The 16579-nt window shown below is 43.6% G+C and carries 8 protein-coding genes and 1 pseudogene; 5 read left to right on the top strand and 4 right to left on the bottom strand.

What is annotated here, in order from left to right:
- The first annotated feature begins 2 nt into the window (after window positions 1–2).
- Window positions 3–3893: an AAA family ATPase gene (locus QO189_RS06895; RefSeq protein WP_371532111.1), complete on the top strand. Its 3891-nt coding sequence runs from the start codon at window positions 3–5 to the stop codon at window positions 3891–3893.
- A 134-nt stretch (window positions 3894–4027) separates the two neighbouring features.
- Here the strand turns inward: QO189_RS06895 and QO189_RS06890 are convergent, their stop codons facing one another.
- A complete protein-coding gene (locus QO189_RS06890; RefSeq protein WP_371532110.1) occupies window positions 4028–8872 on the bottom strand; it encodes an NAD-glutamate dehydrogenase in 4845 nt (1614 codons plus the stop codon).
- A 456-nt stretch (window positions 8873–9328) separates the two neighbouring features.
- On the opposite strand from QO189_RS06890, the gene purD reads away from it, so the two are divergent.
- Both purD and QO189_RS06880 read left to right on the top strand, forming a co-directional pair.
- Window positions 9329–10639 carry a phosphoribosylamine--glycine ligase gene (gene purD, locus QO189_RS06885; RefSeq protein ID WP_371532323.1) on the top strand — a complete coding sequence of 437 codons (1311 nt, stop codon included), beginning with the start codon at window positions 9329–9331 and terminating at the stop codon, window positions 10637–10639.
- Window positions 10640–11030: 391 nt separating this feature from the next.
- The gene (locus QO189_RS06880) at window positions 11031–12425 is read left to right on the top strand and encodes an ABC1 kinase family protein (RefSeq protein WP_371532109.1); all 1395 of its coding nucleotides are present in this window, start codon (window positions 11031–11033) and stop codon (window positions 12423–12425) included.
- An 87-nt stretch (window positions 12426–12512) separates the two neighbouring features.
- On the opposite strand, the gene QO189_RS06875 is transcribed toward QO189_RS06880, so the two are convergent.
- Window positions 12513–13169, bottom strand: coding sequence for an SAM-dependent methyltransferase (locus QO189_RS06875; RefSeq protein WP_371532108.1), 657 nt, complete (start codon window positions 13167–13169; stop codon window positions 12513–12515).
- Window positions 13170–13351: 182 nt separating this feature from the next.
- On the opposite strand from QO189_RS06875, the gene QO189_RS06870 reads away from it, so the two are divergent.
- Window positions 13352–13543, top strand: coding sequence for a DNA gyrase inhibitor YacG (locus QO189_RS06870; RefSeq protein ID WP_371532107.1), 192 nt, complete (start codon window positions 13352–13354; stop codon window positions 13541–13543).
- 41 nt (window positions 13544–13584) lie between these two features.
- Window positions 13585–14766: an aspartate aminotransferase family protein gene (locus QO189_RS06865; RefSeq protein WP_371532106.1), complete on the top strand. Its 1182-nt coding sequence runs from the start codon at window positions 13585–13587 to the stop codon at window positions 14764–14766.
- Between the two features lie 108 nt (window positions 14767–14874).
- On the opposite strand, the gene QO189_RS06860 is transcribed toward QO189_RS06865, so the two are convergent.
- Together QO189_RS06860 and QO189_RS06855 are read right to left on the bottom strand one after the other, a co-directional pair.
- Window positions 14875–15774: a LysR family transcriptional regulator gene (locus QO189_RS06860; RefSeq protein WP_371532105.1), complete on the bottom strand. Its 900-nt coding sequence runs from the start codon at window positions 15772–15774 to the stop codon at window positions 14875–14877.
- 234 nt (window positions 15775–16008) lie between these two features.
- A pseudogene (locus QO189_RS06855) lies at window positions 16009–16579 on the bottom strand (DNA polymerase III subunit gamma/tau); the annotation flags it as partial.

The raw sequence follows: 16579 nt of genomic DNA, 5'->3' as shown, positions 1-16579 counted from the left end.
TCATGCGCCTAATCGAACTCAGACTCAAAAACCTCAATTCTCTCAAAGGTGAATGGCATATTGATTTTGCTGACACCGCCTTTACCAATGAAGGTATCTTTGCGATCACAGGACAGACTGGCGCTGGCAAGACCACCATATTGGATGCCATATGTTTGGCATTATATGGTGAAACACCAAGGATCAACAGTATCAGCAAAAGCAGCAATGAGGTAATGACGCGGCAAACAGCGGAATGCTTCGCTGAAGTTGTGATTGATCTGAATGGTGAGCAGTACCGCTGCCGTTGGGGACAGCGCCGCGCTTATAATAAAGCGGACGGAAATTTGCAAGATGCCACTCATGAGATTGTTAGAATACACGTTGATGATCCATCGAAAGAAGATGAACTACTAGAAAGCACTTTAAAACACACCAAAAATAAAATCATTGAACTAACTCGGATGGATTTTCAGCAGTTCACTCGCTCTATATTGCTGGCTCAGGGTAGCTTTTCAGCATTTCTAAAGGCAAAGGCTGATGAACGTGCCGATATTTTAGAGAAAATTACAGGCACTGATATTTACGCAACTATCTCCACACAGGTTCATGATAAGAAGCGCACTGAAGAAGAGATATTGAGTAAACTGCAATACAGTTTAGATGGCTTGGCACTTTTAGATACCGAAGAAGAAGGTCAATTAAGAGCAGATTTGCAGTCACATCAAAGCACCCAAAGTGAGCAACAGCAGACCATTCAAGATTTGGCCGAAAAAATAAAGTGGCTAGATAGTGTCATAGAAGCAAAAGAAAAGCTGAATGCTTATGAAAACGACTTGGTACAGGCGCAGCAATCGCAGCAAGATTTTATCCCTAATGCCAAGCGCTTAACCGCTGCCAATAAGGCGTTGGAGATTGATAGTCAGTTTGGTGAGTTATCATCTACTCGCAAGCATGTTGGCGAATTAAATCGAGAAAAAGCGCAGCTCGAGTATGACTTACCTAAGCAGCAAGCACTTACACAAAGCGCTCGCACACAGCTAGAGAAGCAAATAACACAGCGCCAAGATGCAGAAAACGCAATGCAAATCGCACGACCGAAGATTCAGAAAGCACGTGACCTCGACAACGAGATTGCCCAGCAGCGTCGCGCTTTAAACGATACAAGTGTCAGACATGACACACTTAAAGCAGATAACGAGCAACTGCTTGAAAATATTGCTGCGCAAAAAAGCATTGCCATAGAAAAAGAAAACCAAAACGCGCAATTGACCGAAAAAATTACCGGTACGGATAATTTAAGCTATTTAGACGGCGATATTGCCATTTTTGATGAAAAGTGCAGTCGCCTAAAAGCGGTAATACATCAAAATTCAGTACTTTCGCAAGACAAGATACGCCAAACACGTGAATTAGAAGAACAAAAAACGGCCTTGGAAACATGGCAGAAGCGACAAGAAGATCACAGCAAAAAAAATAAAACCATCCAAGACCATTTAGCTACCCTACAAGAAGAGCAAAGCGAGCTAGTTCAAGTAAAATCAGTCACAAAGATACGCGCGAAGCAAACGCAGATAGACAGCACTAGCCAGCAGCTCGATCAACTGCGCTTTCATAACCAGCAGCGCCGTGACCTTGACGCACAAGTGACAAAAATCATCAGTCACATCGAGCAGCTAGAGAGTGAAATCAGTGGCTATGAAGAGTTGATTACAACAAAAAAAGTAAGCCTCAAAAATACGCAAGAAAAGCGCCAAGACAAATCGAATCAGCTACAACTACAACAAAAGGTCACGGCGCTAGAAAACTATATTGCCAATCTGCAAGACGGTAAACCTTGTCCTTTGTGCGGCGCGCTTGAGCACCCTTACGCCCAAAATCACCCGCACCTTTTACCCGATGACGAAAACTCCCAATTAGCGCAGTATATTAGTGTTTTAGATGAACAAATTACCGAGCTGAATAAAAGCATCACTGCCCAGCAGATTGAGCAGGCAAGTAAACAAAGTACGCTTGCGAGTAAAAAAAATCAGCAAGCCGAACTCAATGCGCAAATACAGCAGCACAATACCGACATAATGGAACTTTTACATGTCATTAGTCAGCACACGAATGATAAAGACAACGCTGACAGTACTATTACCACGTTACTACAACCATTACTTGCGATGGGCAGTGATAACGACATCGCGCAAACACTTGCTGATAGTAAAAACAAGTTAAATCAGTATAAAAAAGAAATCGCAGATACTTTAGAACGCTACGAAAGCTACAGTGAAGACATAACCCGTATGCGTGAGACACTAGAGACGGCATCACAAGACCAGCAAGTACTAGCAAATGATATCATTGAGCAGAGATACAAAATCACCATTACCGAAAATAATATAACAGGTATCGATAATAAGATTACAGAGAACTTTGCTGAACTACAAACGCTCATTACTACCATTTTGCAGCGCATTAACCCTTATGCTGCCAGTAGCTATCCAACAGAGGCGCTGAGCACCTTGCAAAGTGCACCCGATAATTTACAGCCGTTATCGGCTAGCATTACACAACAAAAAATTCTGAGCAATGCAGAGTATGATAGTTATCTTGAAGAACTACGTCAGCAGCGCCGCGCCCTCGTACAGCTAAAAGACGCTTTCGCTGAAGATAAGAACAAACAGCAGACAATACAGACCGACCTTGAACGCATAAAAGTATATATTGAGAATAAAGAAGCACAGCTCAAAAAAGATACCGATTCGCTTAACAGTCTAATACAAGTGAAGAATAAACAGACAGCTGCACTAACCCAGTTTCAAGACGAACGCGCAGAGGTTTTTGAGGCGACCGACCTAGAAGCAGCTGAACGTACGCTTAGAGACACGCTAGATCAAGCGCAAGAGGCGCACAGTGTTGCCCAACGACAACTGGATACAGAAACGTATAATTTGCAACAGCTCATAAAGCAGCAAGAAAACTTAGCCAATCGTATCGAAGCAGCTACGCAAACCTTAGAGACGCAACATACCGCATTTAATAACGCACTTGCCGCCTCCAGCTTTGATACGGAAGCAGAATTTTTGGCGGCGCGCTTGCCTATGGATGAGCGCAATACACTCAAGCAGCAGCAAGAACGTATTGATTATGCACTCAAGCAAGCGCAATCCTTATTGAAAGAAACCGAGAAAGCATTAGAAGATAAGCAAGCCAACCCGTTGACAACAGACGATAAAGAAACGCTTATCCAGCAGCAAGCACAAATCCAAGAGAAGTTTAATAGCTGCATTGAATCTATTGGTGCAATCAGTCAGCGTCTAAAAGACAATGAGGATAAGAAAAGCACGCAACAGGCACAGATTAATGCCATCACTGCCCAAAAGGATAAGTTACAAGTGTGGCAACAGCTACATAAACTGATTGGCTCGTCTGATGGCAAAAAGTATCGTACCTTTGCTCAAGGCCTCACTTTTGATCTCATGGTTAATCATGCAAATACTCAGCTGCAAAAAATGAGTGATCGCTACCTGCTGGCTCGTGATGACAATAGCCCGCTTGAGCTCAATGTCATTGACAATTATCAGGGCGGTGAGATTCGTAGTACCAAAAATCTCTCAGGCGGTGAAGGGTTTATTATCAGTCTGGCTTTGGCATTGGGACTGTCGCAGATGGCCAGCCAAAATATTCGCGTGGACTCGCTATTTTTAGATGAAGGCTTTGGTACCTTGGATGAAGAATCTTTAGATATTGCGCTTGATACGTTGACCAATTTGCAGCAAGAAGGCAAATTAATCGGAGTGATATCCCATGTACAGGCGCTAAAAGATCGTATCTTAACCCAAATTAAGGTCGAAAAGCTCTCGGGCGGTTTTAGCCGAATTAGTGGTCAAGGATGTCACAAAGTTGTCAGTGAAAAAGCATCATAATTTAAGCTAGTCAGTTTGCTATTTTCTACTCTACTTTCGATTAAACGATTTCGTTTAGACAATAAAAACCACCGAACATTAAGAACGGTGGTTTTTTTGAACATACAGATATTTATTTCTTACTGAGTAACTTATTATTTAGTGACTAAACCACTCAGCTCACTCATCAATACTGACAACGTTGACAGACCAATTTGACCTTCTTCATCGTTGCTATGCAGCTCATCTAACTTATTCATCTCTGTCGTGACTGCTGCCAGCTGATCGACGTGTCTTGCTCTCCATTCACTAAATGCTTGCTTGGCATCTGGTTTAGACAGTACCGCATCCATTAGTAGGCGCAAGCTGCGTGACAGCTCGTTCACTAACGCATGGCGTGCACGGCGATCCCAGTAGTCTTGCTGCGGTAAATTGGCAATATTATCCATCATCCAATCTAATTGCAACACTTGATAGGCTTCAAAGTACAGGGTTGCAATCTCATCAACAGGACGCTCATATTGCTCAGCCAGCAATGCAGCATCAAGCGCATCGACATGGTACGGTAGCATCGCAAATAAAGTAGCATCGTTGTCAGACAGATCTTTTTGCATCAAACGTTCGGTATCTTCTTGCAAATATTGAGCAAACTGCTGCTCAATAAAGCCACTTGGCTTAGTTAGTTTTTCAACACTTTCACTAAAGCGGCTAATCATATCAGCAACTTGCAAGTTTTGACCAAAGGCATTGATAAACCAGACCACACCGCGCTCAAGCGCATCACGTAAACGTAGCTCAAGATTCAGCAGTAGTGTTGCTTCGACCTGATTATCCAATGCTTCCAATGCTTGCCAAGCGCGCGATACGTTGAATACATCACGGCTAATCGCATAACCACGCACGATAGTCGCTAGTGATTGATCGGTTTCCTCAAAGAGACGGAATAGCGCTTCAATACCTAAGCGGTTGACCACACTGTTGGTCAAGTAAGTGCTAATGATCTCACGATGCAAGCGGTGCTCAGTCATCTCGTCAAAGAAGCGTGACGCAAGCTCATCTGGGAAGTATTTACGTAGCTCGTTAATGAAGTACGGATCATCTGGTAAATCAGATGATAACAGATTGTCATAAACCCACATTTTGCCATAAGCCAAGACGACTGCGAGCTCAGGATTGGTCAGACCGGTATCTGCTTTTTGACGCTTCGTAATCTCTTCGTCTGATGGTAGATACTCAATCGCACGATCCAGACGCCCTTCACTCTCTAACATTTGGATGAAGCGCTGATGATCGCTTAGATTGGCTGCGGCGCGAATATGGCTCAGCTCAATGGCTTGTGGTTGCAAGTAGTTCTGACGTAGTACCAATTCTGCTACGGTATCAGTCATACTCTCAAGCAATTCATTACGTTGCTTCAGCGTCATATCGCCTTGCTCGACCACTTTGCCAAGTAGGATTTTGATATTGACTTCATGATCCGAGCAGTTCACACCGCCTGAGTTATCGATGGCATCTGTATATATGCGTCCGCCCGTTTGAGCGTACTCGATACGACCTTGCTGGGTTAGACCTAAGTTACCACCTTCACCAACGACGGCTGCACGTAGCTCATTACCATCGATACGTAGCGAATCATTTGCACGATCGCCAACATCGGCATGCGTCTCGTTCGCACTTTTGACATAAGTACCGATACCACCATTCCAGATGAGATCGACAGGTGCACGTAGCAATGCGCTAATCAAATCATTCGGTGCAAGACTGTCTGCACTGATATCAAAGAGCGATTTCATCTCAGGACTGATAGCGATGGTCTTGTCTTGGCGTGAGAATATACCACCACCTTGACTGATCAATGACGCTTCATAATCTGCCCATGATGAGCGTGGCAGTTCAAACAAGCGTGCGCGCTCAGCGTACGAGGCCGCTGTATCTGGATTAGGATCAATAAAGATATGCAAATGGTTAAAGGCAGCAACTAGCTTAGTATGCGTTGAGAGCAGCATACCATTACCAAATACATCACCACTCATGTCACCAATACCGACCACAGTAAAGTCGTCACGGTTTTGGATATCCATACCGCGCATACGGAAGTGACGTTTGACCGACTCCCAACCACCGCGCGCTGTGATACCCATTGCTTTATGGTCATACCCTACTGAGCCACCTGATGCAAAGGCATCATCCAGCCAGAAGTTGTACTCTGCTGCTAGCGCGTTGGCGATATCAGAGAAAGTCGCTGTGCCTTTGTCCGCTGCGACAACCAAGTACGGATCATCTTCATCATGGCGTACCGTGTTGGCTGGCGGGACGATGTTGCCATCTACAATGTTGTCTGTGACATCAAGCATACCGCGTAAGAACGTTTGATAGCAGGCAATGCCTTCTGCTTGGAACGCTTCACGACCATCAGCCATGCTTTTGGTTTTGACAATAAAGCCACCTTTAGAGCCAACAGGAACGATTACTGCGTTTTTGACCATCTGTGCTTTGACAAGGCCGAGTACTTCGGTACGGAAATCTTCCATACGGTCTGACCAGCGAAGACCACCACGAGCGACTTTGCCACCACGTAAATGTACGGCTTCGACGCGCGGTGAATACACAAATATCTCAAACATTGGCTTTGGTTTAGGCAAGTTTGGAATGTCTGCTGCCAAGAACTTAAACGACAAACGATCTTTACGTTGACCATCGCTATCCACTTGATAGAAGTTGGTACGTACCATTGCATTGATCAAATCCAAGTACCAGCGCAAGATACGATCTTCGTCTAGGCTATCGACATCTGCTAACGCAGCAGTAATTTGCTCTTGAATTTTCGTTGTTTTTTCTTGGCGCGTCTCATCACTATATTCAGGATTCATGCGCGCATCAAACAAGCTGCCCAATGCCACACTGATATCACTGTTTTTAACGACTGTTTGCTGAATATAAGCACTAGAGAATGGCGCACGAGCTTGTAGCATATAGCGAGACAATGCACGCAATACGACGACATCGTAAGTGTCGAGCTTGGTCGTTAGTACCAATTCATTGAACGAATCGCTCTCAACACGGCCCGCCCAGATTTGCTTGAGGCTGTCTTCAAACTGACCACGTACGACTTGCATATTGACCGTATCGACATGCTCTAGCGTTAATTCGTACTCTTGCATCCAGATAGGCTGCTCTGGCAAATCAAACTCGTAAGTTTGTGCTGAGATAACCGATACACCAAAGTTTTCAAGTATTGGTAGTACTTTTGATAGGATAACAGGCTGCTCGCGACCGTATAGCTTTAGGTGAAGTTGGTTACGTGCATCGCCTGTCGACTGGTATAAATGCCAAAGCATTGGGTTTTCTGCGGTCAATCCAGCTAGGCGCTTCGTATCTTCGACTGCAGTACGAGCATCAAAACGCTCTTGATACGCAGCAGGAATATAGTCTAAAAAGCGACGGTTTAAGGCGTTGGCTTGTTGCTCACCCACATTATCAAGCAGCATTTTTTGATAATTGTCATCCCATGACTGCATAAGTGCCGACAACTTGGCTTCAAGTGTTGCGATATTAACATCATTCACCTGACCTGGCACTGTGCGCACATGGACATGGACGCGGGCGTGCGCAGATTCGTTGAATTCAGTGGTAAAACCTGAAGACATACCGTTGTAAGCATCTTTTAGAACGTTTTGTACTTTGATGCGTAGCTCAGTGTTGAACTTATCACGTGGGATATAAACTAAGCACGACACAAAACGTTGGTAATGGTCGATACGGCTAAATAAGCGTAAGCTCTTTTTGTCTTGTAATTGGCTAATACCTGAGACAATTGGGTATAGCTCTTCGACGCTGGCTTGGAACAGATCGTCACGTGGCAATGTATTAATCACATGCATCAATTTATGATGAGCATGACCATCACGTGGCAATTCTGCCATGGCCATAATCTTGTTGGCCTTTTCGCGTAATAGCGGTATTTGCTGTACGGTAAGCTGATATGCTTGGGATGTCAGCAAGCCGATAAAACGATATTCACCAATCAATTTACCATTATCATCGAACTTATGGATGCCCAAAAAATCCATATATACCGAGCGATGTATCGGAGAGACGCGGCTTGATTTAGACAGCATCAACACGCGTGGCTCAGTCAATAATTGTTTTAGCCCTTTAGGCAGTTGATTGAAGCTTTCTGACAGCTTGTCTTCTTCTGAACCGCGCAATAGACCAAGACCGCTATTACCAATAGCAAATAAATCCAAATTAGTAGGTTCGGTGACTTCGATTTCGTGACCGCCTTCTAAACGGTACTCGCGATAACCTAAGAAGATAAAGTGATCGTCTAATATCCAATCTAAAAATGCTTGGATTTCTTGTTGTGAGTAGAACACTTCTGGCAGTGGTTTGTTAGACAGCTCAGCCTTAATGTCATTTAACTGCGCACGCATTTGTTTCCAGTCACCAACGACGGTATCAAGCGTGTCAATTTTAGACATGAGCATTTGCTTCAATGCTTCCAAGTTTTCATTATCTTGATAAGCAATTTCACAATGAATCAACGACATATGAGAAGTGGCACTTTCATGTGCGCCTTCAACATAAGTAATCTGGCCATCTTCATCGCGTTTAACACTCACGATGATATTGTAAGTACGATGCACATCAATACCTTCAGCTTCAAGGCTCATCAAGATTGTATCAACTAAAAATGGTCTATCATATGCCACGATCTGAATGACCGTGTGTGAGCTATGAAAGTGCTGCTCTTCTGCTAAGGGATTCAATACTGCCAGTTGTGGTTTGCTGCAATCGTAGGCTTTGAGCAATGTAAAGTGATGTAGCGCCATGCCCGCCAAGTCAGCATTACTAATCGCCTCTGCAGTTTCTTGATGCAGCGGCTCATAGTAGCTATGGATAAAATGATCAAATAGCGATTTGTCTTTTTGTACATAACTGGTAGCAATATCGCTTATCTGGCTAATGCGCTCTTTTGCGATACTGAGGGAGTTTGGCATTGTCCTTCGTCCTTTTTATAGGTTTGGTTTATCTATTTATGTTTATCAATTTGTATTAATTACCGTCATTGCATATGGGGCTTATAACTTGTGATGCAATGGCAATATATCCAGTCACGCGACTTATTCTTTTATTATGACGTCTAAAGATTTTCTCCTTTTTTTACTCTTATTTTTATGAATATGTAGCCATCAGGATTTAATACCATCAATATAGTGAAGTTTAACGCACCTGCGACGCGAGCTAAAGCGTACAACATCATTTCATGAATCAGCGACATGTCGATAACCTTTGCTAATGAGACAATGATGTTTAATGCCATAATATTCAAGATTAAGTGCTGGCGAGCGGATACTCATAGTAATTAATACTGTTTTTTTGTTAGAATATGCCGATATATCTACGAGCGTACGAATAGCTCATTATTAACTTTAATGCTAAGGGCAAGAGGTATGATGAATATTTTGGTGATTGGTTCAGGTGGTCGTGAACACGCGCTGGCATGGCAGTGTGCAAAAGATGACAATGTCAAAAATGTCTATATCGCTCCTGGTAATGCTGGCACGGCCCTTGAACCTAAATGCCAAAACGTCGTCCTAACGTCTACTGATGCCGGCGAGCACAGCGCTGTTATCGAATTTTGCCAAAGCAATGACATCGACATGGTCATCGTCGGGCCAGAAGCACCTTTGGTCACTGGTATCGTTGATGCGTGCCGTGATACTGGTATCAAAGCATGGGGTCCAACATCCTACTGTGCTCAATTAGAAGGTTCGAAAACCTTTGCCAAAGAGTTCATGGAACAAAACAATATTCCAACGGCGGCTTATCAAGGATTTACAGACGCTGCTGCTGCCAAAGCTTACGTTGATGAGCAAGGCGCGCCTATTGTTATCAAAGCTGACGGGCTTGCTGCTGGTAAAGGCGTTATCGTTGCTGAGACTATCGAGCAAGCGCATGAAGCGATTGACGATATGCTAGCAGACAACAAATTCGGTGATGCTGGTAGTCGTGTGGTTATCGAGCAGTTCTTGCAAGGTGAAGAAGCCAGTTTCATTTGCATGATTGATGGTGACAATATCTTGCCAATGGCGACCAGCCAAGATCACAAACGTGCTTTTGAAGGAGATACGGGGCCCAACACTGGCGGTATGGGTGCTTATTCACCTGCGCCAGTCGTGACCAAAGACGTTCATGACAAAGTCATAGAGCAAGTCATCCAGCCAGTGGTTGATGCAATGAAAGAGGCAGGACATCCTTATACTGGATTTTTATATGCTGGTCTTATGATTGATAAAGCAGGCGACCCTTATGTTATCGAATTCAACTGCCGCTTTGGTGATCCAGAGACGCAGCCTATTTTAATGCGCTTACAGTCATCAATGGTAGACTTGGTCGCACAAGGATTAGACGGTCAACTGCCTAGCGAAGCCAAATGGGACAACCGCCCTGCCCTAGGCATCGTAGTTGCATCGAAAGGCTATCCTGAAACATCATCGAAAGGCGATGTGATTGCTGGCTTGCCAGAGCTGAATACTACGGACGATAATGCGGTTAAAGTCTTTCATGCTGGTACGGCATTCTCGAATGACAATGAGAACGAAGTTGTGACTAATGGTGGTCGTGTATTGTGCGTGACTGCTTTAGCAAATAATATTTCTGAAGCTCAGCAAGCAGCATTAGCAGTCACTGCTGCGATTAGCTTTGATGGTGCGCAGTATCGTCGTGATATCGGACATCATGCCATTGCTCGTGAAAATGCTTAATGAATTAAAGCTTGTCAGATAATGTGAATATTTCACTCCATATGTCTGATTAAGCAAATATGACTGATACGCTATACATTATTTGACCTAGCATCATGCATGCTAGGTCTTATTTTTTGATATTCATTTTTGTGTCTATTTTTGATGAAATACTCATAAAAGATGAGATGTCGGCTTAACGACAGACCAGACATGAGCACAACTCTCAACATTAAATCGGCAAAATATCACGCAATTATTTTGACTTACAAAGTAACTATCAACAGCCTGTGTGCGCTCATAAAACCCATGCACTTTATATGATACAATTTTATACCCGTGCATCACATCTCCCTTGTATTGTAGGTCTCGAACCCGCAAATCAATACCAACTGGATGAATGATTATATTTATGGCAAATGATACGTCTAAACCTTCTAGCAATAAGCAATCAATCGATAGTCTAAAAACCTCAGGGTTTGATCGCCGCATGTCGATTGCCAAAACCTCCTTAAATATTGGTCGTCGTTGGGCGGGTAATAGTGTGTCTGGCATGTTTTTAAATAAAGAAGCACGGACAGCACGTAACCAAGCATTTATGGAAGCTCAAGCGAGTTATCTGGCATCAGAGCTTGGTAAATTGAAAGGTTCAGTTGTCAAGATTGGTCAAATGCTAGCCATCTACGGTGAACATATATTGCCACCAGAGATTACGCGTGCCTTGCAAACGCTCAATGATGATACGGCGACGCTTACCTGGCCGACAATTGAGCAAACATTGCGCCAGCTATTGGGTGAAAAACTGAATGAGCTTGATATTGACCCTGTTCCTATTGGAACGGCTTCTCTTGCCCAAGTCCATCGGGCGACAGTATTAGCAACTGGTGAACAAGTCGTATTGAAGATTCAGTATCCAGGAGTGGCAGATGCCATCAACTCTGATCTCGCCCTATTTAAGCGATTACTAAAGGTAAGTAACATCGTCCCTCAAACGCGCGCGCTCGATGCTTGGTTTGAGGAAATACGTGACCTCCTCCATCATGAAGTCGATTATGAAGCGGAAGCAGCAACGACAGAGCGTTTTTACGATCGTTTAAGCAATGATCCACGTTACATCGTACCTAAAATTAACCGTAATTACTCAAAAAAACGTCTGCTATGTATGTCATATGAGCCAGGTATCACTGTCGTGTCTGAAGCACTACAGCTGTTGCCTCAGGAGCGCCTCAGTGCGATTGGTCAAGCTGCCATCGAAATTATGATGCAAGAGATTTTTGTCTGGGGTGAAATGCAGACAGACCCTAATTTTGGTAACTATTTAGTTCGAGTTAGTGAAAGCACAGACGATATTGATAAACTTGTTTTGCTAGATTTTGGTGCTATTCGCCAATTTGACAGTAATTTGCTTACGATTGCCCGTGGACTATTGAGGGCAGGATATCACCACAACCATCAGGCGATGACTCTAGCCATGACGGGTTATGATTTCTTCGATAGTATGAGTGATAAAGTACGCTCTGATATTGCCTCATTGTTCCTATTGGCTACCGAGCCGTTCAGTGATCCTGAGAAAAACGATGACATCCCTACAGATTGTTTGGATGAGCAAAATCGCTATATTTGGGCGAATAGTAAACTGCATTCACGCTTATCCACTAAAGCTACTCGTGCGATGCAATCTTTTGAATTTAACCTTCCCCCAAAAGAGTTCATGTTTATTAGCCGCAAATTTATTGGCGCATATACCTTTTTAACAGTGCTTGATGCACATACTAGCCCTAACACTTTGGTAAAACCTTATTTATAGTTTTTAACCATGCGAAATTTTGGCCGTCCTTTAGTGACGGCTTTTCTTGACTCAGATTTCCTGCTTAGGCTATTTTTTCGACTATTATTAAGCTTGCCAATTATCAAACCTTGTTTTATACCATTTCGGCTTACGGATGCTTAACTCCCAGCATACCTCTTGCCGCGCTAGATACTTCACTTCAAAATGCGTACGCTGGCTGTCGACAGGCACTCGGTAGCGAGTATTTGGTAGGCACCAGAGCTTAGCTGCTTGATGCTCTGCGTTATCCATATAGGATTCGATATTGGTGACCAGTATTATCTCTCCCCCTACTTGCAAGCGAGATAATAGAAACTCAAAAAAGGGCATATTTAGCCATTGCTGATTGGGATTATGCTGTTCAGGGTTTGGATAAAGAATAAATATTTTAGCCACACTATTGGGTTTTAGCGCATGCACAGTCCAAGCAATCGCGTCTGCGTGGATCGCATCTAGGTTCGGTAAGTCTTGCAGTGTAGCCAGCTTTGAGAAAGCATCAAACTTATTGCGTGTGCGCTCAATGGCGATCAAATGCTTATCAGGATTTTGCACGGCAAAGCTAAGTGCGTGCTTGCCCTTCCCTGCTCCAATCTCCAAGATTAACGGCTTTTCGTCTTTATTATCACTGATGATTTTTGGAATAATAAAGTCGCGCGGTGCGGAGAGTCTTTGTGGTTGAAAGGCACGCGCTTGCTGATGCGTGAACTCGATATTGTCTGTCATCTACTATCCTTAAAGCATTTGTCTTTTGTCATTATTCTGCCCCATGCTATTATATAGCCAATCTAATTGAATAGTAATATAACGATAACTAGTACTCCTCAATTCATCACAATTTATATGATAATAAATAACTATCGTGCGCAAATGATACTAATAACATCAAGGATACATCCACCTTTATTATGACTAACTCTAATACCAACACTGCACCCAAAACCTACCCTTGCCCACGTTGTGGCACTCAAACCGCTTGGCAAGACAACAAATATAAGCCGTTTTGTGGTAGTCGCTGTAAACTGATTGACTTAGGTGCTTGGGCAAATGAAGACTACACGTTACCCGCAGAAACCACACCTTTCTCTGACGAGCTATAACCTACCCCTTTACTCAATTTATTATACCAAGGATGTTTTACATGTCTGCTACTTACCTAATGCCCACTTATAATCGTCAACCTATCAGCTTTACCCGCGGTGCAGGCAGTTGGCTCTATACAAAAGACGATACGCCATACTTAGATGCCTTAACTGGTATCGCGGTATGTGGACTAGGACATTGCCATCCACAAGTGACCGACGCTATTCAACAGCAGGCAGCGACCTTGGTTCATACCAGCAATCTATTCGGTATTGACTGGCAAGAGCGTGCAGGAGAGATACTATGTACGGCAGCCCAGATGGATAGTGTGTTTTTTGCCAATAGTGGCGCTGAAGCAAATGAAGCCGCATTAAAACTTGCACGCCTGTATGCGTCGCAACAAGGCTTTGCACGCCCAAAAGTCATCGTGATGGAGCAGTCATTCCACGGCCGTACATTGCTATCACTATCGGCCACTGCTAACCCAAAAGCCCGAGAAGGGTTTTATACGCTAGATGACGACTTTATCCGTGTGTCATTTGGCGACATTGCGGCGGTAAAGCAAGCGGCGTTAGATCATGAGGACATCTGCGCCATTTTTGTAGAGCCGATCCAAGGTGAAGGTGGCCTTAATACTGCGGCCAATGGCTTTACTTATCTCGAAGAGCTACAAGCAGAGTGTGATGCTCATAACTGGCTATTTATGCTTGATGAGGTGCAAACAGGTAATGGTCGTACTGGTAAATATTTTGCTTATCAGCATAGCAATGCGCGCCCTGATGTATTGACGACCGCCAAAGGCTTAGGTAATGGCTTTCCAGTCGGTGCTTGTATGGTACGAGGCCGTGCTACTGGTTTATTTGGTGCAGGGAGCCATGGCTCTACTTACGGTGGTACACCGTTAGCCAGTCGTGTGGTACATAGCGTGTACGATGTACTCGCAAATAGCGACATCATGGAGAATGCGGTGACGGAAGGATTATTTATCCGAGAAAGTCTCGTCAATGCACTAGGACAACATGGTGTAAGTAGCCGCGGTGCCGGTATGATGATTGGTATTGCACTGCCAGAAGACATGGATTGTAGCCAATTGGTAGATCGTGCCCGTGATGAGCAAAAACTCATCATTAATGTGACAGGTGGCCATGTGGTGCGTTTGCTACCGCCACTCAATATGAGCCGCGATGAAAGCACACAAGTCGCTGAACGCTTGATCAACTTATTAAAGCCAACATTCTAAAGTTTGCTTTAATATGTAGCATGTAATAAAAAAGCCTATGGATAACGATATCCATAGGCTTTTTGCTGACCGATTATTGAAACAACCAATATTTAGTCTAAATAATACTTAGTTTGCATGAAAATATTTCTTCAGTACTTCTAGGCAACGAGTGATTTTAGCTGGTTGTTGGTCACGGTTTAAAGTAACGGCATATAGTACAAAGCTCGGCAACTGATAACCAGTCAATACCTCTACCAATTCTCCGCTCTCAAGCTCTTTTTTGATGTCCATTTCCATCATTCTAACCAGACCATGACCCTCTTTAGCTAAGGTTGTCGCCATAAAGACATTGTTGGTATAGATACGTGAGTTCATTTTTACACGCGTTTTTTTATTTGTCTCTGTCTGAATCATGTCAATCTGATTGGCATCTTTCATGATTTCAATACAGATTAACTGATGGTCAGCCAATTCTTTAGGCGTTTTCAGCTTAGGATGCTGACGCAAGTACTGAGGTGAGGCAACAAGTAACTGGCGCACATCTGTGAGCGGATGGCTGCTCAAGCTTGCGTCATTAATCGATGGACTCATGCGAATCGCGATGTCGATACGCTCGTCAATCATATCGATATAATGATTGTCAGCGAGATAAGTGACACTCAGATCATCATGTGCAGCCATCCACGTAGAGAGCGCTGGCAATATATGGTTTACGCCAAGCTCAGGCGTCGTCGACACCCGTAGACTACCTGCTAGCTCATCACGCAATTGATTAACTTTGATTCGACCTTGCTCAGCCGCGCTGACCACATCTTTTGCAGACTCATAAAAGCTCTCACCAGCTTCTGTCAAGCTTAGCTTACGAGTTGAACGATGCAATAGCACAACGCCAAGCTCATTCTCTAGTGAACGAATTTGCTGACTGACTGCACTCGTTGTAATACCAAGCTCACGAGCTGAGCCACTAAAAGAACCATGTCCGACCACACTGGCGAACACAGCCATACCGCGTAAATTATCCAACATATTCTCACCTAAACTTCATTTCAGTTTTTAATATAACTTATCCCATTATAACGAATTTTAATTTATATTATCGTTACTTAATATTTTTCTCTTGCTTGAGAAAGCCCATTTGACCCGCAATAAAAACAAAAATATCAAGGCGATAGTGTGATATCGCCTTGATATTTTATATAAAACTACGTTTAAAACCTATCTATATTTTTAAATAATTTTAACAACAGCTTTTTTTAAAACTTAATATAATTGTACTTTACCCATTTTTCCTTCACCACGTTCAGTCAAGTATTGCATTACTGGGGTGTGTAGCAACTTCGTCTCAGCAACCGTTTTTGCTTGCTCCAAACGTTTTTGCTGGCGACGCTCCGGTGTTTTATCATCACTTTGCATAATACTGTTGTCAATTTTCAAATCAATTTCTGCACTTGTGAACTGTTGCTGTAGCTTAGCAGCTAACTGCTGAAAAGTGACTTGCAAATGCTTACTATCAACACTGGTCAAAAACGTAGCTTTGCCATTGCATTGACCTATCATTGTACCTTGCCGTGCTAAAGCCAGCTCGTCCTGTGCCAGTACGTTGTCTTCACGAGCAGTTTGTAACCAGTAATCCCATTTTTCTGAATTCCACTCACCCGTCAGCTCTTGAGGCATACAACGCAGTAAGGTGCGTGGGTCTTCATCAAATGATGATATTGATTGAGAATCATTTTCACCAGGCTCAGCAATTGGCTCAGGCTCAGCAATTGGCTCAGGCTCAGCAATTGGCTCAGGCTCAGCAATTGGCTCAGGCTCAGCAATTGGCTCAGGC

It is taken from the genome of Psychrobacter sp. Arc29 (assembly GCF_041431175.1).
Taxonomy (GTDB): domain Bacteria; phylum Pseudomonadota; class Gammaproteobacteria; order Pseudomonadales; family Moraxellaceae; genus Psychrobacter.
Note: the sequence above shows the minus strand (reverse complement) of the source record. Positions and strands in the feature narration are given on the sequence as shown.

Bases quoted from the DNA above. Each gene is read 5' to 3' on its own strand.
- QO189_RS06895 (WP_371532111.1), top strand. From the start codon at position 3: ATGCGCCTAATCGAACTCAGACTCAAAAACCTCAATTCTCTCAAAGGT.
- QO189_RS06890 (WP_371532110.1), bottom strand. From the start codon at position 8,872: ATGCCAAACTCCCTCAGTATCGCAAAAGAGCGCATTAGCCAGATAAGC.
- purD (WP_371532323.1), top strand. From the start codon at position 9,329: ATGAATATTTTGGTGATTGGTTCAGGTGGTCGTGAACACGCGCTGGCA.
- QO189_RS06880 (WP_371532109.1), top strand. From the start codon at position 11,031: ATGGCAAATGATACGTCTAAACCTTCTAGCAATAAGCAATCAATCGAT.
- QO189_RS06875 (WP_371532108.1), bottom strand. From the start codon at position 13,169: ATGACAGACAATATCGAGTTCACGCATCAGCAAGCGCGTGCCTTTCAA.
- QO189_RS06870 (WP_371532107.1), top strand. From the start codon at position 13,352: ATGACTAACTCTAATACCAACACTGCACCCAAAACCTACCCTTGCCCA.
- QO189_RS06865 (WP_371532106.1), top strand. From the start codon at position 13,585: ATGTCTGCTACTTACCTAATGCCCACTTATAATCGTCAACCTATCAGC.
- QO189_RS06860 (WP_371532105.1), bottom strand. From the start codon at position 15,774: ATGTTGGATAATTTACGCGGTATGGCTGTGTTCGCCAGTGTGGTCGGA.